The sequence below is a fragment of the Shewanella xiamenensis genome (assembly GCF_024971755.1).
In the GTDB taxonomy this organism is placed as follows: Bacteria; Pseudomonadota; Gammaproteobacteria; order Enterobacterales; family Shewanellaceae; genus Shewanella; species Shewanella xiamenensis.
In genome coordinates this window covers 979,923-1,000,707 of record NZ_CP079718.1, presented here as the reverse complement: position 1 = coordinate 1,000,707, position 20,785 = coordinate 979,923, and the positions used below count along the sequence as shown (strand labels likewise).

The 20,785-nt window shown below is 49.0% G+C and carries 18 protein-coding genes; 3 read left to right on the top strand and 15 right to left on the bottom strand.

Features of this window, described 5'->3' with window-relative positions:
• Positions 1–3: 3 nt before the first annotated feature.
• The 9 genes from KXJ80_RS05485 to slyA form a co-directional block, all read right to left on the bottom strand.
• Positions 4–363: a cysteine-rich CWC family protein gene (locus KXJ80_RS05485; protein WP_259474555.1), complete on the bottom strand. Its 360-nt coding sequence runs from the start codon at positions 361–363 to the stop codon at positions 4–6.
• A gap of 550 nt (positions 364–913) precedes the next feature.
• Positions 914–1,378 (bottom strand): DUF2846 domain-containing protein, encoded by a 465-nt coding sequence (locus KXJ80_RS05480; RefSeq protein ID WP_069454233.1) that lies wholly within the window; start codon positions 1,376–1,378, stop codon positions 914–916.
• A 72-nt stretch (positions 1,379–1,450) separates the two neighbouring features.
• Complete coding sequence (locus tag KXJ80_RS05475) at positions 1,451–1,795, bottom strand: hypothetical protein (protein WP_037422546.1); 345 nt, start codon at positions 1,793–1,795, stop codon at positions 1,451–1,453.
• An 89-nt stretch (positions 1,796–1,884) separates the two neighbouring features.
• Positions 1,885–2,772 carry a hypothetical protein gene (locus KXJ80_RS05470; protein WP_037430393.1) on the bottom strand — a complete coding sequence of 296 codons (888 nt, stop codon included), beginning with the start codon at positions 2,770–2,772 and terminating at the stop codon, positions 1,885–1,887.
• Between the two features lie 952 nt (positions 2,773–3,724).
• Positions 3,725–4,780 carry a c-type cytochrome gene (locus KXJ80_RS05465; protein WP_037430395.1) on the bottom strand — a complete coding sequence of 352 codons (1,056 nt, stop codon included), beginning with the start codon at positions 4,778–4,780 and terminating at the stop codon, positions 3,725–3,727.
• Between the two features lie 10 nt (positions 4,781–4,790).
• On the bottom strand, positions 4,791–5,417 hold the full coding sequence (locus KXJ80_RS05460; RefSeq protein WP_037430398.1) for a c-type cytochrome: 627 nt from the start codon (positions 5,415–5,417) through the stop codon (positions 4,791–4,793).
• Positions 5,418–5,607: 190 nt separating this feature from the next.
• Positions 5,608–6,636: a DUF2955 domain-containing protein gene (locus KXJ80_RS05455; protein ID WP_259474554.1), complete on the bottom strand. Its 1,029-nt coding sequence runs from the start codon at positions 6,634–6,636 to the stop codon at positions 5,608–5,610.
• A 16-nt stretch (positions 6,637–6,652) separates the two neighbouring features.
• Positions 6,653–7,711: an HlyD family secretion protein gene (locus tag KXJ80_RS05450; protein WP_259474553.1), complete on the bottom strand. Its 1,059-nt coding sequence runs from the start codon at positions 7,709–7,711 to the stop codon at positions 6,653–6,655.
• An 8-nt stretch (positions 7,712–7,719) separates the two neighbouring features.
• Positions 7,720–8,193 carry a transcriptional regulator SlyA gene (slyA, locus tag KXJ80_RS05445; protein WP_144344846.1) on the bottom strand — a complete coding sequence of 158 codons (474 nt, stop codon included), beginning with the start codon at positions 8,191–8,193 and terminating at the stop codon, positions 7,720–7,722.
• Between the two features lie 219 nt (positions 8,194–8,412).
• On the opposite strand from slyA, the gene KXJ80_RS05440 reads away from it, so the two are divergent.
• Positions 8,413–10,317 (top strand): methyl-accepting chemotaxis protein, encoded by a 1,905-nt coding sequence (locus tag KXJ80_RS05440; protein ID WP_259474552.1) that lies wholly within the window; start codon positions 8,413–8,415, stop codon positions 10,315–10,317.
• A 69-nt stretch (positions 10,318–10,386) separates the two neighbouring features.
• Here KXJ80_RS05440 and metF read toward each other — a convergent pair whose 3' ends face one another.
• The 3 genes from metF to metB all read right to left on the bottom strand — a co-directional run bounded on the left by metF (position 10,387) and on the right by metB (position 15,128).
• Positions 10,387–11,280: a methylenetetrahydrofolate reductase gene (gene metF / locus KXJ80_RS05435; RefSeq protein WP_037422525.1), complete on the bottom strand. Its 894-nt coding sequence runs from the start codon at positions 11,278–11,280 to the stop codon at positions 10,387–10,389.
• A 279-nt stretch (positions 11,281–11,559) separates the two neighbouring features.
• On the bottom strand, positions 11,560–13,953 hold the full coding sequence (locus tag KXJ80_RS05430) for a bifunctional aspartate kinase/homoserine dehydrogenase II (RefSeq protein WP_259474551.1): 2,394 nt from the start codon (positions 13,951–13,953) through the stop codon (positions 11,560–11,562).
• An 11-nt stretch (positions 13,954–13,964) separates the two neighbouring features.
• The gene (gene metB / locus KXJ80_RS05425; RefSeq protein ID WP_192937956.1) at positions 13,965–15,128 is read right to left on the bottom strand and encodes a cystathionine gamma-synthase; all 1,164 of its coding nucleotides are present in this window, start codon (positions 15,126–15,128) and stop codon (positions 13,965–13,967) included.
• Positions 15,129–15,350: 222 nt separating this feature from the next.
• On the opposite strand from metB, the gene metJ reads away from it, so the two are divergent.
• Both metJ and KXJ80_RS05415 read left to right on the top strand, forming a co-directional pair.
• A complete protein-coding gene (gene metJ, locus KXJ80_RS05420; RefSeq protein ID WP_011073770.1) occupies positions 15,351–15,665 on the top strand; it encodes a met regulon transcriptional regulator MetJ in 315 nt (104 codons plus the stop codon).
• A 107-nt stretch (positions 15,666–15,772) separates the two neighbouring features.
• Positions 15,773–16,516 (top strand): sulfite exporter TauE/SafE family protein, encoded by a 744-nt coding sequence (locus tag KXJ80_RS05415; RefSeq protein ID WP_069454225.1) that lies wholly within the window; start codon positions 15,773–15,775, stop codon positions 16,514–16,516.
• 174 nt (positions 16,517–16,690) lie between these two features.
• Here the strand turns inward: KXJ80_RS05415 and nrfD are convergent, their stop codons facing one another.
• From nrfD to phsA, 3 genes are read right to left on the bottom strand one after another with little or no spacing between them, the layout of a single operon-like run.
• The gene (gene nrfD / locus KXJ80_RS05410) at positions 16,691–17,635 is read right to left on the bottom strand and encodes an NrfD/PsrC family molybdoenzyme membrane anchor subunit (RefSeq protein WP_069454224.1); all 945 of its coding nucleotides are present in this window, start codon (positions 17,633–17,635) and stop codon (positions 16,691–16,693) included.
• A 2-nt stretch (positions 17,636–17,637) separates the two neighbouring features.
• Positions 17,638–18,204: a 4Fe-4S dicluster domain-containing protein gene (locus KXJ80_RS05405; protein WP_047536322.1), complete on the bottom strand. Its 567-nt coding sequence runs from the start codon at positions 18,202–18,204 to the stop codon at positions 17,638–17,640.
• Positions 18,205–18,216: 12 nt separating this feature from the next.
• Positions 18,217–20,499, bottom strand: coding sequence for a thiosulfate reductase PhsA (phsA, locus tag KXJ80_RS05400; protein ID WP_259474550.1), 2,283 nt, complete (start codon positions 20,497–20,499; stop codon positions 18,217–18,219).
• Between the last annotated feature and the right edge of the window lie 286 nt (positions 20,500–20,785).

The following is a 20,785-nucleotide window of genomic DNA, read 5'->3' as shown; positions in this document are numbered from 1 at the left end:
CGGTTACTTCACCTCATATCCCAGCCCATCGTCTAATCCCGATGGGCTGTTTTTATCTTCTGAAGTAACTAAAGCTGTTAGCTCGCGCTTTATCCGGCTTAAACAAGTCTCACAAATACAAGCCGTCGCTTGCTGCGATAATAGTTGCGCTAACTTATCAACACTCAGCCCTACTGTAGCGTCTGTTGATAAGCCTGCCGCCAAATCGCTAGATAGCAATTGAGTCAGATTAGGAAACCTCTGCTTAGCACACCAACAGTCACTGATCTCGGCGCCAAGAGTCATTGCACACTGATTCGCCCCTTGGCATAAAGGGCACAGCTGCGTGGTATCGAACTGAACGTCTTGTAAGTGCTTAGGCACGGTAATCCTTATGGCATCGGAGTGATAACGCAGAAATAATAATGGTTTTTTGCAACTCAAGCTGAGTTGATTTACACCAAGGTTAGACTTTAAAGCTTTTCAAACTACGTTTGAATGCTTTAGTTTACAAGTCGTGGGGCTTCCATATTGGCTCTGTTTAGCACAATGCAATATTGATTGCGGCCTTACGGCCGAGGTGAATCAAAGTCGTGGGGTTTCACCCGACACCCGACCAAGGAGGACTGCTCGTCCTATCCTCCTTGGATGCTCCAAGACGCCCCTAACGGAGTTGAAAGCCCCTTGGGCATTTAGCGTCCTTATGCTATCGCGTCAGACGCTCGTCCCTGATTCGACTGACGCTATCTCGGCATCCATGCCTCGCTCACGGAACGAACGCAAATGCCCTGCGGCAACTCCGAGGGGATGGTGAACTCCTATTACTGCTGTGTTGGCAGTAAACCCGGAAAGAGTTATGCCTGTCCGATCTTTCTCGGCAGATTTGTGCCTGTCCCAACTTTTATTCGCGAAAGTGCGAAGCAGGCTTGCCTTGTTAGTTTTTCTTAGTTTCACGCAACTCTTGCGTTGCCACTTCTGGATTAACCAATCCCAGCGAATAATTACCAGAAATACTGGCCACGCCTCCAAGATAAGCTGCGTTAGCAAGCTCGGCAGTTAGGCGAACAAAATAAGTGTTATTAGCTTGAGCATCAAAAGAGATTTGCAATGGTCCAGCACGCCAGTTGGACATAATGCCTCCCTCCTTGACTGCGATTATTGTGCTGCCTGGATTAAGATCCAATACATGGAAGCCGCCATTACTTATCTCAAAACTATCTACGCCATTTATCTGTACCGTAGGCGCTGCGGCGCCATCCAGCATGGCCCAAGGACGATATAAGTACACTTTAGCTTTATTTACCTCAGGCGCTTCCGTTTGAGTAAATCTGGGGCCTGTAGCACTACAACTAGTAAGTGACACAACCATCGCTAGCGTAAAAATAAACTTCTTAAACATGTACAACGCTCCATCTCTACGACAACTAACGCTCAAAGCAAGCCGCAGTGCGCGTCGCTTTGCCTTTGCTTGTTATATGCCGCATTTATCGACCTTAACACCGCAATGCATGCAGTGAACTTTGTCAGTAAACCATAAAAATGCCACTTCTAACCCACTGTCATGAGTTTCTGGCTTTATTTTTTTGAATCCTCTAACCATCAATGATTTACCGCAATTGGGGCATTTCACAAAGAAGGCTAAAAAATGGTGAACGATTGAAAGCAACACGCCAACCATCATGCTAAAAAACATTAAAAAATCGTAGGAGCTATCGTCGGTAATGGATTTGTATATTAGCCAAGGAACCCACATGAAAATTCCGATTGCACCGACTATTGCAAACCATGCGCTCAGCTTTCCCAAAGAAACTTTCATTCTGCTCCTGTGCTAACAAAGGCATATAACGCCCGTCACACGGGCAAAGTTGAAGCGCAGCGTAAACTTTGTCCCCGTGCTGGCGATTATTAGGCTTTTTCATCTTCAGAAACAATGGAAACTTTGACAGATAAAGTAGAAAAGGCTCCTCTACCAGGGTCAACTTCGCCAGTATGAACAAAGCTTTTAGACCACTTTTCAACCATTTTTAGGTATTCCTGTCTTTTTGCTTTTAAGTTCGATATTTCTGAACGTTCGAACATGGGTTCAACGCCAAGAAATGCTTGGTCATCAGTTCTAAATGGTTGAAACAGTCCGAATGAGCTCCAAGAGACTAACAATGACCACATCCGAATCAGAAATGCAAAATCCTTGTCAACTTCATCCCACTTTACAACCGGCATAGCCTCATTATGAGAAATTAGCTTATTTCTAAATAATAGCGCCTGTGAGTTTTCATTCGTGAAACGACCAGATTTAACATCAAGAGCTGCGTTGATGCAATCAACCTCTGGCTTAGTGCACGCACCTTCACCAAGCATAATTGGTGAAATTGTTTCCCACAGTTTTCTTAGCGAATTGTCACGTTTATCTTTACTCAGTAGCTTTCCAAATATGGAAAATACCCCATAGATGCCTCCAAGATACCATTGCGCATAAAACCCGCTCTCTTTAAATGGCTCACGCTGAGTATCAACATTCTGGAAGGCGTAAATAATTGAACGCCACTCAACTAGCTCAAGAATCAGGTCATCAATTCCTTGGGGATAGTTACCATTCTTAAAATCATCGCTATTTTTCAATTCACTCAATTTATCGAGTTCTGAAAGCCACAATTTTTTCAAATCTTCACTATGAGAGCTATCCACCATTTCTTGATAGTAGCTTATGGCTGAATCAATATTCTCGATGGTTCTTGCCTTATTCGTGAGAGAAACAACATATTCTTTTGCTTCGTCGATAGTATTAAATTGCATATTCCTCTCCCGCCTAACAGTGTATTACCTGCTCTTCTAATAAACCCCAACCCGAATAGAGTTAGACATGGGAATAAACGAGCAAATAATTTAATGATGACAATAAGTTAGCATCAGTATCAGCGGGCTATCAACATTTTTCATCCAGAAAAATCGAGACTTTATTTACCGAGAAGCATTTTGGCGCGGTAAATAGTATTAGGCAAAGTGAAAGGGTAATAATTTCAGTTGATTGCATAAACATCCAAACAAAAACCGATACCTTTATAGGCTCACTTTAAAGTTAGTTTATAAATTTCCCAGAAAGATGGGACGACAAGCACAAATATTTAGGACTAACAGCTAACACCAAGGCAACAGAAGTTCACCCTACCCTGCGAAGTTGTTGAAGGGCGTTGAAGAAAATCGCGTGACGCAGACAGGAAGTCTACGTAGCTTTCGGGGGGAAGGGACGCCCCATCGGAAGCGTTAGTGATTTTCGAATAAGCACGAAACCACTAACCAATGCATGTAACTTCGCTAGGGTGAGTGCTGCATAGCAGCGTTACGAACGAGAGCCACGGATGGCGAACTGGCAGTTAGACATGGACGTTGTTCGGCGAGGACTCTTATTAACAAAGAGGCAAGAGGGAATTGCTGTTGATCCCCTCTTGGTCGGGTGTGGGTTGAAGACCCACGACTTTGATTCACCTCGGCCGTTAGGCCGCTATGACTAACATATTCACCGCGATAATATTGCCAATTCAGAAATATGGGGCAGGCGTAACTCTTTTGTGTTAGCTAATCACTAAACAATAATAATCTGATATTAAATAACTTTAAGTAAAATCCCCAACACATTTTACCCAATAAAAAAGCCAGCAAACTTTAAGCTTGCTGGCTTGCTTTCTTTCTGCGTAACTAATTCACTCGCTTTATTTCACCGCGAGAACCTTCAATCAAAGCGACTAAACTACGACTTTTTCGGAAACACCGGATAAGAGGCGGTGCCAAGCACTTTGCCATCGACGTCGACACCGTAATAGTCGTTATCGTTATGGTATTTTTCCTGCGCTTGTTTCACATCGCCCTTATTGCGGGGGTCCTGTGGCCGTTCATGGGAGTTGATGTAAGCGGCAACGTCCCAAGCTTGTTGGTTAGTCAACTGCATGCTCTTACCGAAAGGCATGTTTTCATAAATGAAGAATGCGGCTGTATTGACCCTGTGCATCCCCGCGCCCCAGTTGTAACTCATTGGGCCCCATAATGGTGGCAGAGAGTAAACACCAGCAATTGCTTGGCCTTGACCATCGGCGCCGTGGCACGCTTGGCAGTGGGCCGTATACACGGCTTTGCCACGCTCGGGTGAGAACGCAAGTTCAGGTTTTGGGATCTCAGGATAACCACGGCCCGGCAGATTTGCGCGTTGCTCCACTGTCATGGCTTTGGCTAGGGCGTCTGGCAGCGAGAAATCCTCACGTTTGGCGCCTTTTACCAATTCGGCATCGCTAAGTTCTGGCACTGGACCATCAAGGTTAGCCGCATCCATCAAACCACTCATCCCTAACCAGTAGGCATAAGCCGATAGCGCAACCAGTTCGGGGCTGCCCGCAGCGGGGGCTTTACCATTCATCGAATAGTTAAAGCAGCCTTGTATCCGCTCTTGAAAGGTATTTACTTTATCGTCTTTTTTACGATACGCGGGATAGGCAAAATAGGCGCCCCACACCGGTGACGCATTCGCCTTGCGGCCCGCATCCATATGGCAGTTAGCACAGTTAAGCTCGTTACCCACATACTTATCTCTTAACTGCTGGGTATTCACAAATAGCTGATAACCCAAGCGTACTTTATCGCCAAAGGCACCTTCGGGAATCGCACTTAAGGGTCTAGGCGTAAGATAAGTTTGATCAGGATTTTTAGGGACTGAGGGCAATGGCGCCTGTTTATCAGGTAATTCTTGCGCCGCTTGTACCTGAGCAGTCAGCACGCCCATGGCGGCCAATAGTAAGATGGCAGAAGATTTCATGGCCGGCTCCTTATTTCAAATTCGCAAAGTAGTTCGCTAAGGCATCCACCTCGGCGGCGGTCAGCTTGTTAGCCACATTGGCCATCATGCCGTCCACATCTCCCTTACGTGTGCCAGCTTGCCACGCCAAGAGTTGCGTCTTGATATAACTGGCCTGCTGACCCGCTAAACGCGGGAACAGCCCGCCACCTAAACCCGAGGGGCCATGGCATGTGACACAGGCTGGTAAGCCGCGAGACCAATCGCCTTGGTAAGCTAAGCGCGCGGTATCATCGCTAAAGGTGATTTGTTCGCCCCTAAGCACAGGCTTAATCTCAGTTTTAGGTAATTTGGCGGAGAAATAACTCGCTACTTGCTCAATACCATCACCTTGCAGTGTCATCGCCATCGGCATCATGGTCGCATTTTGGCGCACACCCGCCTGAAAATGTTGTAATTGGGTGGTGATATATTCTTTAGAGAGTCCGGCCAAGCGAGGGCCAAGTGGCTCAATGCCCTCACCTTCGACGCCGTGGCAGGTCACGCAGATTTGTCCCGCTGGCGGGATTGTTGCCGTGTTAGCGATGGCGACAGAGGTCAAGGCACAGCCGCTAATGAGCGCGATGCCTTTGGCTAATGTTTTAATTTTATTATTCATTTTCTATCCTTGAACAAACCTTGAGTCACACGAAAACGCTTGAAAAACCGCGTTAACGGCTAAACCAAGGTCGCTAAAAAAGAGATAATTGAGTGGTGCGTTCTACGTTTAGCCCACACTAAACGCATCAAAACACCATACTCCTTGCACGGAAGCGGAACAAGTATTAAAAAAATCTAATATTAACCTTTTAGTAACCAAATCGGGTCGCTTCAAAGCTATTCAATAACTTATGTAGCAGATAACAGAGGAATAACGTCGCCACTATCGCCACAAAAATACTGCTCACCCGATACAGGGCACTAAAAATTAAGTCGTTACCTGGAGTTAAATATTGCCCAAACAAAATCCCTAACGTCGTCATAGCACCAAATCCCACACCTGAGCCGCTCGCCTCTTTTACATGGGCCTGTGCAAACAACATAAGGCCAAGCCACAGCAGCGGCACAATCAGGATCAACAATCCTGACCAATCGTAGAGAAAGAGTTGCACCATCACCCCAAAAGACACCCCAAGCAAGGTACCAATGGCACGTTTACGGGCATAATCCAACGCCCCGTTCCAATGCATGGGGAATAAAAGTAGCAAGGTGGTTGCCTGCGCCGACATCGAATCACGCAGATCGAAAATCTGAAACACTAAGAAAGAGAGCGTGGCAATGCTGGCACCGAGCAACGCCTCATGGCGCATACGGTGCGGTGCTTTAGGGCCGGGTTGATAGGCGGCGCGAGGTTCAACATCCGGCCAAAGTGCAGTCATTAAATAGGCGATGATGACTGATAGCCCTGTCGCCCAAAAGTTACTAAAAATCAGATCATTCAGATCTGTGCCCGGATAGCTGGCAAAGTGCAGCATAATGCTTAAACTCAGCACGCCATTGGCACCAAAGAGGAACAGGCTACCGCGGGACATCGCCGCAAAACGATACAAAAACAGCAGGAAGACAATCGGTGTCATCAAGCCTGGGTGGCTACCGAAGAAGCCTCCGAGCAGGCCGACTTCAAGCCCCGCAATGGCAGATGATGCCAATAATTGCCTTACCGCATGGCCACTTATCACAGGGACTAAACCCAGTAATAACATTGGGGTTACAGTAAAAAACACCCCATTACTCCAACCAAATAGCTTACACAGGGTAAAACCAATGGTACCGCCAGTGGCAATGCGCAAACACTGGCGTAAATCATTGGCGGTTAATGGATTGTGGCGTAACAACATGCAAATTGCCTTGATATTAATAGATGTAATGGAGCAGGCTAATGACCTTAATCTGCACCTTGGCTAGCAGGCTAAACAGCGTATTGTCGGGCAGCAATTGCACTGTGGCGCGCGCGCCTGCGGGTAGGTTATTCATCGCATTGTCGTCTAACACTAAATGTAGTCTTAAGCGCTGCGCATCACGCACCCAACGGTCTGACTCCTGCGGCGCGGCTAAACGACCATTGGCATCAAACTGCCCCGCACTCACCCCTGCATCGACACTGCTCACTTGGGCGTGATACAAACGACCAGGCTCACCGTCAAAGGCAATTAATGCGGGATAAGCAGCATTCACCCCTCGTAAGGTTTTTTCGCGAAAATCGGCAATAATATCCAATTTATCAGAGACTAAGGCGAGTAGTGGTTGGCCCACAGCGGCAAAACTGCCCACTTCGAGTTGCAGGTTGGTCACCACCCCATCTTGGTCGGCACGGATTTGGGTGTAAGACAGATTCAGCTCAGCTTGCTCTAACGCATTCATCGCTTGGCGAACTCTAAGGTTATCTTCGCCATAGAGACCACGGCTCACTTTGAGTTTATCGAGGCGAGCATTAGCGGCTAACACATTCGCCTCGGCGGCCGCCGCATCACTATCGGCTTGATCACGCAACTGCTGCGAAACGCCATGGGTCGCATAAAGTGCATCTAAACGTTTGGCCTCGCGGCGTTTTTGTTGTGCAGTCGTCACACTCGCATTCACTTCTGCTTTAGCGGCTAAGAGTGCAGCATCAAGTTCGGCATTATCCTGACGCACTTGTTCTAGGGCCAATTTGGCATGTGACACAGCCAACTCAAAGGGCGCTGGGTCGACTTGAAACAGTAAATCGCCTTTGGCGACCACTTGGTTATTTTTCACATTAATCGTTTGAATCTTGCCGCTGATCTGTGGAGTCACCTTAGTCACTACACGGGTTGCCATAGCCTGTGGGGTTAATGGCATCATAGTGTCGGCAAACATAAAATAGCCAAACACGGCCACAAAACCGAGCATGGCGATTTTGACAAGACGGGCAAATTGTTGATCCGGTGTCATCTTATTTCTCACTCAAGAATTTCTGTGCTCTTAGCCAACTTGGCCAAGGCGTTTTCACTAATTAGGCTAATGATGCGTTCAAACTCGCCAAGCTCAGAGGCGCTAATGCCCGCTAATAATTCACCGCGCACATGGATAATCCGCGCTTCTACTTGCTTTAATACGTCTTTACCGGCGGGTGTTAGCGACACGATTCGGGCGCGCTTATCTTTAGTGCAGCAATGACGCTCGACTAAACCTTGCTCCTCAAGTTGCCCTAAGGTACGCATCAAAGAAGCCAATTCAATTTCCAGCGCATCCGCTAACACCTTTTGGCTCACGTTGTCACCTAGACGCAATAACTTCCACAACGCGGTCCAACGAGGATGGGTTAACCCAAGTGGTGCTAATTCCACATCCGCCACGGTACGCCATAAGCGGTGCAGGCGACCTAAATGTTCCGCGAGGGATAACTCCTTTAAGCGCTCGAGTTCTTTATACATGATGCTTACTCATTTACTTAGCCTGCTAAGCATTATACTTAGTTAGCAGGCTAAGTAAATATTTTCTGCTCAGAAAAGATCTGTGCACGCTGCCACGAAATCCGCAAAAAACCGAAAAACAACTGAAAAAGGTTCACCCGCTCGCAAATATAAAAAGCAGTATCTCTATAATATTCAAAAAGATATTTAGACAGGCATACGGATACTGGGAGGTTTACTGTGAAGAATTTAAACATTAGCACTCGGATAGTGTTAGGCATCAGCCTACTGCTATTTGCGGTGATGAGCTTTATCATGCCGCTGGTGCTATCGGAATTCAGTCGCCAAATAAGGGAGTCTGAGCAACGGGAATTACATAAGTTATACGAAACCGCGGTAGCAAATATCGTCTCATCGGGACAAAGAGCACAGGCGATGGCAACCTTAATCTCACTCACACCTGAGATCCAAAGTAACTTTGCCGAGCGCGACCGTGAAGCACTACTTCAACGCACTCAACCGCTATTTACGCGCCTTAAACAAGATTTTGCCGTGCAGCAATTTCAGTTTCACACCCCACCCGCGACCTCGTTTTTACGCCTGCATCGCCCTGAAAAATTTGGTGATGACCTCACCGCAATCCGTAAAACCATTGTCGAAACCAACACCCAAAAGCAGCCCCTCAGCGGCTTAGAATACGGAGTTGAAGGCTTAGGTATCCGCGGTCTCGTGCCGATGAATTACCAAGGGCAACATACGGGCTCAGTGGAGTTTGGTATGTCATTTGGCCAGCCCTTCTTCGACAATTTTAAACATGCCTACCAAGCAGAGATAACTCTTTTGCTGCCTAAGGATGGCAACTTTGTCCCCTTTGGTGGCACCTTTACCACCGACACCAGCGCCTCCAGCGAACTCAACAAGGTAATGCAAGGTACTGAAGTGATTCGTACCATCGATTTAGACGGCAAGAGCTACGCCCTGTATCGTCATGGGATGAAAGACTACTCGGGCAAAACCTTTGGTGTGCTGGATATTGCACTGGACAGAAGCCATTCTGAGCAAGCGATGTCCGATATTCGCTTTAAACTCATCATGATAGGCTTTATCGCCTTCCTAATTGGCACCGCCATTGCCTGGTTTATCGCTAAGAGTATTACTCGCCCAATTGCCGAAACAACCAATGCGCTCAATGATATTGCCGAGGGTGAAGGCGATTTAACCCGCCGGATTGAAGTGAAGAGCAAAGATGAAATTGCGCAGCTTGCACTCGCCTTTAACCGCTTTGCTGAGAAAATCCACGCCACCGTTGCTCAAGTATCAGACTCCACCAGCTTACTGGCGACATCGGCCGAAGAAATGTCTGCCATTACCCATGAAACTCAGCAAATGGCAAAACGGCAACACCTCGAGACCGAACAAGTCGCCACCGCCATGAATGAAATGGCGGCAACAGTACAAGAAGTTGCCCACAATGCGACTGATGCCGCCGACGCAGCAACCCACGCCAGCGAGTCAACTGAACATGGTAAGTTGCTGGTTGAAAAGGTCATTTCGACTATAAGTCTGCTGGCGGATGAAATAGCCCATGCTGCCACGGCCATTAACGAACTTGAGCGTAATACCGCGCAGATTGACTCGGTATTAGTCGTTATCCGTAATATTGCCGATCAAACCAATTTGCTCGCCCTCAATGCCGCCATTGAGGCTGCCCGTGCGGGTGAACAAGGCCGCGGTTTTGCGGTGGTAGCTGATGAAGTACGTACGCTCGCCAGCCGTACTCAAGCTTCAACCAGCGAAATTCAGCAGATGATTGAAGCCTTGCAACAGAGTGCCAAATCCACCGTCAGTACCATGAATACCAGTACCGCCACCACGCAAAACTGTGTTTCGTTGGTGCACGAGGCGGGGGAAGCGCTCGAAGCCATTACCCAAGCCGTATCCACCATTAGTCAAATGAACATTCAAATAGCTAGCGCTGCCAACGAGCAATGTGCTGTGTCGGCGGAAATCAATAAAAACGTCAATAATATTAATGATATTACGACCAATGCCACCGAGAGTGCCGAGCAAACGGCGCGGGCAGGAGACGAGTTAGCACAGTTGTCGATGCGCTTAACCACACTTCTCGCTCAGTTTAGGATTTAGGATTTAGGATTTAGGATTTAAGCAAAACAAAACGCCGCTAAACTAGCGGCGTTTTTTATACTGTTAACGTTATACCGCCTTTGGGCGCACCCCTAAGGTATGGCAAATCGCATAGGTCAATTCCGCACGGTTTAAGGTGTAGAAGTGGAAATCCTTTACCCCTTCGCGGGACAACACTTTCACCATATCGATCGCCACGTTTGCGCCCACCAGCTGACGGGTTCCGGCATCATTTTCAAGGCCATCAAACTGCTTATGTAACCAGCTTGGTAAGCTCACATTGGTCATACCCGCAAAACGCTTTAACTGGGTAAAATTAGTCACGGGCAGAATGCCGGGAACGATTTCGACATCAATCCCCGCCGCAACGCAGCGGTCACGGAAACGCAGGTAAGATTCCACATCAAAGAAAAACTGGGTAATTGCACGGCTCGCACCGGCATCGATTTTACGCTTGAGGTTAATCAAATCCGCCTGAGCGTTAGCCGCATCTGGGTGCACTTCTGGGTAAGCGGCGACCGAAATATCAAAGTCGGCCACTGAACGCAGCAGGCGCACTAGATCCACCGCAAAGCGAGTCGGTTTTGGGCTGCCCGCAGGCAAGTCACCACGCAGCGCCACTATGTCGCGAATACCCGATTTCCAGTAATGCTTTGCCAGATCTAACAGCTCTTCATCACTCGCATCCACTAAGGTTAAGTGCGGCGCAGCGACTAGGTTGGTTTCTTGTTGAATACGTTCAATCACGCCGTGGGTACGGTCACGCACGCCCGAGTTTGCCCCATAGGTTACTGAGACAAATTTAGGATTCAGCGGCTCTAAACGACGAATAGAGTTCCACAGGATTTGTTCCATTTCGGGGGTTGATGGCGGGAAAAACTCAAAAGAAACATTAATATCGCCATTAAGTTCAGACAAACTTTGGTTTAGCGAATGTGAATGTTGTGCGTGATGAAAAGCCATGTGTATTTCCTCAACCGCCCGAGTGCGACACTTATCGCGACTGGTACGACTTATAAATGCAGTAATTTAATCCATATGGACGTTCGGACGTCTATATGTCCATATACTAGAGAAACTGACGGTTAAGTCAAGCCAAAAAATCCCCCTTTTTGGCATTTTCTTATCCCTTGTTAACCACTTAGATCCTAGACCTAATTTTAGCCAACAAAAAAGGACTCAAATGAGTCCTTTAAGTCTATGAAAATTGGCCGAATCAACTTGAAGATACGAGGTTTATTCCTATTCTTGCAGTAGATCGCGACAGATCTGCGTCAGATCCGATTGCACCGCCGCCGCTGTTACCTCACGGCCAGCACCAGGTCCACGGATAATCAGAGGATTACCTTGATAGAAAGCTGAGCGGATCACAAACACATTGTCACCGGGCGTGAGGTTGGCGTAGGGGTGGCTCGCATCAATCCACTGTAATCCCACCTCGGCTTTAAGGACTGCGCCGCTATTATCCAAGGAGGCAACATATCTCAGCACCTTGTTTTGTTCCGCTGCTGCGCCATATTGCTGCAATAATTCATCATCTAGCTCACCGATACGGGCAAGGAATTGCTCCAGTGGAATATCCGCTAAATGGGCAGGCACTAGGGAGCGCAGCTCAATATCCTCAAGCTCGATTTCCAGACCGATTTCACGGGCTAAAATCAGCAACTTGCGCTGCATATCGCGACCAGAAAGATCGTCGCGGGGATCGGGTTCGGTAATCCCTAAACCACGTGCTTCAATCACTAATTCCGAGAAGGGTTTACTGGTATCGTATTTCTCAAACAACCAACACAGAGTGCCAGAGAAAATCCCGCCCACGGCTTCAACGCTATCGCCGCTGTTACGCAGATCGTTTAAGGCATGTTGAATAGGTAAACCCGCGCCGCAGCTGGCGTTATAGCGCCAGAATAGACGGCGATAACCGAGTTGTTCTTTAAGCTCGCGATAAAAAGGCAGCGGGCCTGACCCCGCGAGTTTGTTTGCGCTGACCATATGGATGCCGCGCTCGAAAAACTCTGGGTATTGCAGGGTTAAACTGGCACTGGCGCTGATATCTAATGCAATCAGTTCGTCACAGTTAAGTTGTTCTAATTGTTCAAATAGATGCTCGTACTGCCAAGGTGTTGCCTCGGCATCGAATTCCTGCTGCCAGTTTTCCAGATCCACACCAGTGGACTTAATCAAAGCTTTACTGGAAGTAACCAGACCGACTAACTCGACTTGCGCTTCAAGCTCTTGATTTAACGAGGGAGAAACTGACTTAAACAGCTTCACCCACGCCTCGCCAATATTGCCAACGCCCAGCAGCAATACGCCAATGCGTTTACGCGGGCCAGCACAGCGGCGATGCACTTTTTGGGTCAGCAGATTAACCTGCGACTGTGGCACTAAGGTCACCAGACTTAAGTCACCACTGAACAAGGGCTTAGCATCGCGGCTCAGTAAACGGGCAAAGCTGCGGCGATAATGCTCGGCATCGGCACTCACGAGCGCCACTAAGCCGAGTTCGGTATTAATTTGCAGCTCTTTAATACCGAGGGCTTCGGCCTGCGCATCCAATAATTTTTGTACTTGTTTTTGGTTTTCAGCGGTATAGGCAAGCTCAAGCCGTTGATGCGCCGATACCCAATGTGCCAGTGGCGTTAATCCCGCTTCGACTAATTGCTCGAGCAGACTGGCCACATCACCCGCAATCTTAAAGCCAAATAACACCACGGCATTTAGATTGGTCACCACGGGCGCACTCGCTGAGGAACTGTGCGGCGCAATCAGGGTAAAGTCGGTATGGGAGGCATAGCTTGAACGCACAGCTAGGCTCACCTCAGTGTTAAACAGCGGCTGCAAAGTACGTGAATGCAAAACAGGCGAGCCTAAACGCGCCAAGCGGTCGGCTTCAGCAAGGGACATGCTCTTGAGTAATTTCGCATCGTTGATCTTATTAGGATCGGCGTTAAATACCCCTTCAACGTCGGTCCAAATGGTCACGCGCTCAATGTCGGCAAGACTAGCAATTAAGCTGGCGCTAAAGTCAGAGCCATTGCGACCCAATAGCAAGGTATCGCCACGCTCGTTGGCGCAGATAAAACCGGTGATCACTAAACGCTCATTAGGGTGTGCGGCCAGTAAGGCTTGCACTTTGGCGCGGGATTCTTGCACACGAATTTGCGGCACGGCGGCCTCGTCGGCCACGAGAATCGAACAGGCATCCACATGACTTGCGGCAACACCCGATTCGCGCAGCAGCGCTGCCATCAGGCGCGCCGACCAACGCTCACCAAAACTCACCACATGGTTAATTTGGTAATCATTGCGTACATCTAAAGATAATAGACTGATTAACTGAGCTTTATCCGTGGTTAAACGCTCACGCAGATCCCGCGCTTGCTCGTTGGATAACAGCTGTTCAATCAAGCCTTGCTGATAGCTGATAAGAACTTGCAACTCTTCTTGCCATAATTGGTTGCTATCGCGCAGGGACAATAATTTATATAAAAAGTTAGTGGTTTTACCCGCAGCAGACACCACCACCAGATCATCACTATGACCATGGGTTAACAGAATATGGGCGACTCGGCGATAACAATCGGCATCGGCTAAGCTGGAACCACCAAATTTATGTAAGTGACAACGTGCCATCTATTATTCCTCTACTGACAAGCCGCTACGGCGGCCAATCCTGCTTGAATATCTGCAACTAAGTCGTCGGCATCTTCAATACCAACCGACAAACGTAATAGGGTGTCTTTAATACCAGCTTCAAAACGCGCCTGCGGCTCCATCGCCCTGTGGGTCATGGTCGCGGGCACGGCTACGAGACTCTCGACGCCGCCTAAACTCTCAGCCACGCTGAATAAACTTAACGCATCTAAAAAGGCGACCACTTCGGCCTCGCCGCCCTTAAGCTCAAAACTCAGCATAGCGCCAAAACCTTTTTGTTGCTTGGCGGCAATGGCATGACCGGGATGATCCGCAAGACCTGGGTAATACACTTTACTCACGACTGGGCTGTTACTCAGTAACTCCACAATACGCTCGGCATTGCGTTGGTGTTCGCGAATGCGCACAGCTAAAGTACGCAGGCCGCGCAGGGTTTGATAACTGTCGAAGGCAGAACCGGTTAAGCCTAAGGTGTTCGACCACCAATGTAAGGTCTCACCGAGTTGAGGGTCTTTGGCGATCACCGCGCCGCCCACCACATCGCTATGGCCATTAATGTATTTCGTGGTGGAGTGGATAACGATATCGGCGCCGAGCAATAGCGGTTGCTGCAAAATCGGCGAGAGGAAAGTGTTGTCCACTATCACTAACGCACCTACGGCGTGGCTTGCCTTGGCAATAGCTTCGATATCAACCACTCGCAGTAATGGGTTGGATGGGGTTTCAATCCACACCATTTTAGGCTGCTGGGCGATGGCTTGCTCAAGTGCTTGGCTGTCGGTTTGATCGACCACCAGCAGTTTAAATTGGCCTTTTTTCGCGAGGTTGGTGAATAAACGGTAAGAGCCACCGTAACAATCGTGGGGCACCACCAGTAAATCATCTGGTCCCAGTAAAGTGGTCACTAAGGTAATGGCTGCCATGCCAGTACAAGTCACTACACCGGTTGCGCCCTTTTCCAGCTTAGCTAAGGCATCGCCTAAGATGCTGCGAGTAGGATTGCCGGAACGGCTGTAGTCAAATTCGCGAGGATTTTTATGACCATCGAAGGCGTAATTCGTCGACAGGTAAATTGGCGGCACCACGGCGCCATATTGAGTATCGCTTTCGATACCCTGACGCACTGCCAATGTGGCTAATTGACGCTCGGTCACTAATTTGCCTGCGGTCATCGGGAACTCCTAAGTTCGCAAAGAGATGTCTGGACGTCTAAATGTACCTAAGCCCAGTGGTATCGTCAATAGGCGTTAAGACGTTTAGACGTCTAAACATAAAGAAATCTGTTTGCAATCGCTAAGAAATAGTAGCAATAATTTGACTGTAATCTGTAAGGGTTTAAAATCTGCCCCGAATTTAGCGTTATAACAGGTGAGTCAATGACTGAATGGAATGGGGAATACATCAGCCCCTATGCTGAACATGGCAAGAAGAATGAACAAGTAAAGAAAATTACTGTGTCTATTCCGCTCAAAGTGCTAAAAGTCCTCACGGATGAACGTACGCGTCGTCAGGTCAACAACCTGCGTCACGCAACGAATAGCGAACTGTTGTGCGAAGCATTTTTGCATGCCTACACCGGCCAGCCTCTGCCTGATGATGCCGATCTGTCGAAAGAGTGCCCAGACAGCATCCCCGCTGAAGCGAAGCGGTTGATGGACGAAATGGGGATCGAGTGGGAAGACATGGAATAACGCTTAAGCGTCCATAATCCTGCCGTAACTAATTATTAGGGATCGTTAATGCTCATCCGGCGTGGTGGGTTAAAGTAACGATCCCTATTTTGTTTTGATGGAATCCTATGTTCTCCTTGATCGATCCACAAACGCTTGCTATTGCGTCTGTGATTGTGTTTTTAGGTGCCCTCACCCAGAGTCTGATTGGGTTTGGCTTAGCCGTGGTCGCCAGTCCGTTGCTGTATATCGTCGATCCCCAATTAGTGCCCGCCCCCGTGATTGTGATGGGATTTTCCATCGCGCTACTCACCCTATTGCGTGAACGCGGCCATTTAGAATTCAATGGCTTGCAATACGCGCTCATCGGTCGAGTACCCGGTGGCTTTATCGGTGCTAGCCTATTACTGTTTGCGCCGCAGCCGATCCTCGGCTTGGCGATTGCCGCCATTGTGACGGTTGCCGTGGTGCTCAGTTTGTATAAATTCAGCCTGCCAGTGAACAAAGCGACGCTATTTGGCGCGGGAATCGTCTCGGGGATCTTTGGCAATATCGCCGCCATTGGTGGCCCTCCGATGGCGATTTTATTGGCGGGTAAGGATGCTTCGCAGTTTCGCGCGGCGTTATCGGCCTTCTTTATCTTTAGTTCGACCATTGCCTTGGCGATTCTTGGGGTGACGGGCCTACTCGAAATCAAGCACTTTTGGCTGTCGCTAATGCTATTGCCCTCGGTCTTTTTAGGCTATCTCGTGGCGGGCAAACTGGTGGGAAATGTGGATAAACATAAGACCAAGATGGCGACCTTAGCCCTCTGCGCTATCAGCGCCTTAGTGCTCACGGTCAAATCAATGATTGAGTTATTACCGCAATAACCTCCTGCCAATTGCAGTCAATCGCAGCCATAAAAAAGCACCGTTTAACGGTGCTTTTTGCTTGCAGGGATGCGTGTTGTAACCCATTTGAGTATCACTTAATCGCATTAAAGTAATACTCATATTTGTTGCGCTAGTTTGAATGCCATGGGTTAGAGCATTCGCTAACATCACTTAGCTCAGGTAACTTTGGCCTGCATACACAATAAAGTGTCTCAGGGCGAGCACGCCGGTTAAACTGGCACAGGCCACCATAATCATTGCGCCCTTAGTGTGGCGAGTCGCGGCGGGAAGCAGCATAAACAACAGAGGAATACCAAAACCAATCCCGACCACGCCAATCCAAAATACGCTCGCCCACACGCCAGAGGTGAGTGATGCCAGCGCCGCAGCCGCCGCACCGCCCTTAAAGTACAAGGCGCAGAACAACATAAACAGGAACATGATTTCGATGGCCATCACTGGCAGCTCTAAGCCATGCATTTTAGCTAAGGTCTTGTCGTGGCTATCGGTTTTGAACATCACCAGCGCCAGCACCGCATTGGCCGCCGCACCCGCTGATAAACCAGATACCAAGAACAGTGCAGGCAATACCGCAGTATTTAGCATCGGATAGGCATTCATCGCCGAGATTAAGAAGCCAGTGTAAGCGCCCACACCAATGGCGAGGACAAACAATAGCACTTCAATCAGCTTTCTAAAGGGCATCAGCAGCTTAGCGATAGGCGCGAGGAAACCTAAGCCCCACTTTGGCAAATCGTCACGCAGTACTAAAATCGCGTAGGCAAATGCCAAGGGTGAGTAAGCCAGCAGCGCTAATACCCCAATCGCCATAACGGACTGGAAGTTGTAGTTAATTAAAATCAACCAGAAGTGGAAAGGCTTAGTTAAATCAAACACTAAACAAGCCAAGCCTAAGCTGATTGCCACAGGGCCAATAATTGCTGCGGCCTTGAGGATATTGCTCTCAACTTGTGTTTGTTCTTGATTGAACCAACGCAAACCGATACCAATCAGCAAACTTCCGGCGGATAAACCCGCCATAAACAGATACACGGCGATGACCCAGTGCCAAGTGACGGGATCATATTGCGCCATATCGCCCCAAGTATTGTTCATAATCAAATCCCCCCTCTTTTGGTAGGAACGCGATATACCCTAGGTTTAGTGCCTAAATGGGTCTTATCTTGGTAAGTGATCTTAGTGTTGAGCAGTGTGGCCACTTCACTTTGTGGATCGTTAGCATCGCCAAACACCAAGGCATCGGTCGGGCACACAGTCACACAGGCTGGCTCTTCACCCCGGGCCAAACGCGTGTCCTTACAGAAGTTACACTTGTCAGCCACTTTGGTTTCGGGATTCATAAAACGCACCTTGTAGGGACACGCCGCCACGCAGTACATACAACCCACACACTTATCGCCGTGGATGGAAACAATGCCATCTTCGCCCACATAGGCCGCGCCCGTTGGACACACCTTCACACAGGGCGCATCTTCACACTGCTGACACGACACTCTGTGGTACTTAAAGTGCAGATGTGGCATTTCGCCATAGGGCCCTTCGACTCTCACCTGCAAACGGGTCACCCCTTCTGGTACGCCGTTTTCACTGCGGCAAGCCACGTTACAGGCTTGGCAGCCGATGCACTTGTTCTCATCGTGCACCATCACATATCTTTTCGTCATTTGAGCCTCCAATTAGCGTTTTGCCAGCGTGACGCCAGTGGTGTGTACCGTCATGCCACACACAGGTGCGGTAACGTGGGGCAATAAGTTTCCGCAGTGGATACCTTTGCCTGTCGCTCTAACCAACTCTTTGTTTTTAGAGCCAAAGCCCATATAAGCAAACACGGTATCGGGGCGAATGCCTGGGGTGACTAACGCATGGCCTTCTTCGCTACCCACGCTGCTGGTTAACCGAATCGGGTCACCGTTACTTATCCCTAACTTGCCCGCCGTGACGGGATGCACCCAAATGGCGTTATCCGACATCAGGTTAGCCAACATGGGGATATTGTGAGTCGCGCCATTGGTATGCACGGCGACCTTGCCTTGGATAAAGTACAGCTCGTCGGCTTTCTTCAAATGCACTTCGCGGAACTTAATCACCCCGCGTCCTGGCGCCATGGCTTCGACCTTGGCCGAGGTCAATTCAATCTTGCCACTTGGGGTTTTAAAGCTGAGTAAACTGCCGTAGGTGCCGTCTTCATCCACGGGTTTAGCATTGGCGTAGGCCTTAGTAAACTCGGCCACCATCTTAGGTTCGCGCAGCATGATGGGCTTGCCGAAGCTAACAAAACCTTCATCCTTGATGCGGCGCAGCAGTGCGGTATCACGATTCACCTGCAGCAGTTGCAGGGTTTCCATGTTATCCCAAGGGTAGAATTCACTTAACCCAAGCTTATGGCCAATGTCCTTAAAGATTTGCCATGAAGGCTTAGTGTCGCCTAGGGTTTCCACCACGCGTTGTCGCACATAGTAGGCGGGATTTTTACCCGACTTGTCGGCGATTTCCTCATCGCGCTCAAGGTAAGTCGACTCGGGTAAAATCACGTCGGCATAGGCGGCGGTTTCACTGATATACACATCGCACACGGCAACAAAGTCGAGCTTTTTCAAGGCTTCAACCACACGCGCCCTGTCGGTCATGGTTTGCATGGGGTTGGTACGGGACATCACCCAGCCATGTAACTGATAAGGCACCGCGCTTAAGGTCGCATCGAGAATCGTTTGATAAATCCCGCCCGATGACCACATCATGGCGTACTGCTCTTCCACTTGGTCGATACGTTTCGCCGCAGGCTTAGGCATATCTTTTACGCCGGGCTTACCTAATACAGGCGCCACGCTTTCTCCCGCCAGTTTGTTATAGTCGCCAGGCTTTTGACCTAGGTAGATACCGCCCTTACGCTCGATATTACCAATCAAAATATTGGCAGCGTACAAGGCGCGGCGCATTTCAAACTCTTCAGTGGTAAAGGTGGCTCTGTGACCAAAATCCACCACAGCATGGGGCGCCTTGGCCGCATATTCGTGGGCGATACGGCGAATGTCTTTGGCGGGCACATCGGAAACGGTTTCGGCCCACTCAGGTGTATAGGCTTTGACTTCGGCGGCGAAGGCATCAAACCCTTCCACATAGCGCTCGATAAAGGCCTTGTCGTAGAGATTATCTTCAATCAATACATGGCAAAGCGCTAAAGCCACCGCCACATCGGTGCCGGGACGGATCGCATACCATTCATCGGCTTTGTCGGCGACGATGGAGAATCTTGGCTCGAACACCACCAGCTTGGCGCCTTTATCCATTTGCGCCGCCATCATGCCGCGGGTTTCGGACATGTTGATGCCTTCGTACAGGTTATGGCCGAAGTTAATGATGTATTTGGAGTTGCTTAAATCGCGCTTCACCTTAGTGCCAAACATGGCCTTAGCGGCAATTTCGTAACCACCGGGGCAAGTTGAGGCATGGGTAAAGGTATTCGGGCTGCCAAAGGCGGTAGCGAGATGGAATAAGTGCTTTTCTTGCGAACCGGACTTAGAGGAAAACGCCACGGCTTCAGGGCCATAAGCTTGCTTGATTTTATTAAGATTATCGGCAATCAGTTGATAGGCTTCATCCCAAGAGATCTCGGCCCACTTGCCCTCGCCGCGCTCACCTACTCGTTTGAGTGGCTTCACAATCCGCTGTGGATCGTAAAGCAAACTATGGCCAGCGCCGCCCCGGGCACAGACTTTACCACCAAAGGATTTAGCCGCCTTATTGCCACTGATAAAGACGTTTTTGCCCTCAATCACCCGCGCCGAAATCGGGCAACGGGTCGAACACATCTCACAGATACTGGCAATGTCTTTGCCCATTCCCTTTAGCTGCTTGCTCTCTAATGCCGCTAAGCTGCCCGGCAACAGGCTAGCCAATGCACATGTTGCACCGCTGGCCCCTGCGCCCTTTAAAAAGGTTCGCCTATTAAGCTCAATCATGGTTACCTCCATCACACTCATCCACCCTAATGCACCACTTGGCACACGCAAACTTAGGCTTTGGCTTACCACTGCGGTTAAAGACTAAATTCGCTCACAGGTTTTTAGTTATTAGTGCCAACAGACCTAGTGTTACGTCGTGTCGGCATTTTGCTGTTTCAGGGTGATTGTTATCCCGAAAGGGAGAGGCGGATATTGTGGTAAACCACATGGCCAAGTTGAGTGTGATCTGCGGCAACTAAAAGTTAAAATTGTTCTAAAAAATCGTGAATAAGATCAATAAGCC

Bases quoted from the DNA above. Each gene is read 5' to 3' on its own strand.
- KXJ80_RS05480 (WP_069454233.1), bottom strand. From the start codon at position 1,378: ATGTTTAAGAAGTTTATTTTTACGCTAGCGATGGTTGTGTCACTTACT.
- KXJ80_RS05475 (WP_037422546.1), bottom strand. From the start codon at position 1,795: ATGAAAGTTTCTTTGGGAAAGCTGAGCGCATGGTTTGCAATAGTCGGT.
- KXJ80_RS05470 (WP_037430393.1), bottom strand. From the start codon at position 2,772: ATGCAATTTAATACTATCGACGAAGCAAAAGAATATGTTGTTTCTCTC.
- KXJ80_RS05465 (WP_037430395.1), bottom strand. From the start codon at position 4,780: ATGAAATCTTCTGCCATCTTACTATTGGCCGCCATGGGCGTGCTGACT.
- KXJ80_RS05460 (WP_037430398.1), bottom strand. From the start codon at position 5,417: ATGAATAATAAAATTAAAACATTAGCCAAAGGCATCGCGCTCATTAGC.
- KXJ80_RS05455 (WP_259474554.1), bottom strand. From the start codon at position 6,636: ATGTTGTTACGCCACAATCCATTAACCGCCAATGATTTACGCCAGTGT.
- KXJ80_RS05450 (WP_259474553.1), bottom strand. From the start codon at position 7,711: ATGACACCGGATCAACAATTTGCCCGTCTTGTCAAAATCGCCATGCTC.
- slyA (WP_144344846.1), bottom strand. From the start codon at position 8,193: ATGTATAAAGAACTCGAGCGCTTAAAGGAGTTATCCCTCGCGGAACAT.
- metF (WP_037422525.1), bottom strand. From the start codon at position 11,280: ATGGCTTTTCATCACGCACAACATTCACATTCGCTAAACCAAAGTTTG.
- KXJ80_RS05430 (WP_259474551.1), bottom strand. From the start codon at position 13,953: ATGGCACGTTGTCACTTACATAAATTTGGTGGTTCCAGCTTAGCCGAT.
- metJ (WP_011073770.1), top strand. From the start codon at position 15,351: ATGACTGAATGGAATGGGGAATACATCAGCCCCTATGCTGAACATGGC.
- KXJ80_RS05415 (WP_069454225.1), top strand. From the start codon at position 15,773: ATGTTCTCCTTGATCGATCCACAAACGCTTGCTATTGCGTCTGTGATT.
- nrfD (WP_069454224.1), bottom strand. From the start codon at position 17,635: ATGAACAATACTTGGGGCGATATGGCGCAATATGATCCCGTCACTTGG.
- KXJ80_RS05405 (WP_047536322.1), bottom strand. From the start codon at position 18,204: ATGACGAAAAGATATGTGATGGTGCACGATGAGAACAAGTGCATCGGC.
- phsA (WP_259474550.1), bottom strand. From the start codon at position 20,499: ATGATTGAGCTTAATAGGCGAACCTTTTTAAAGGGCGCAGGGGCCAGC.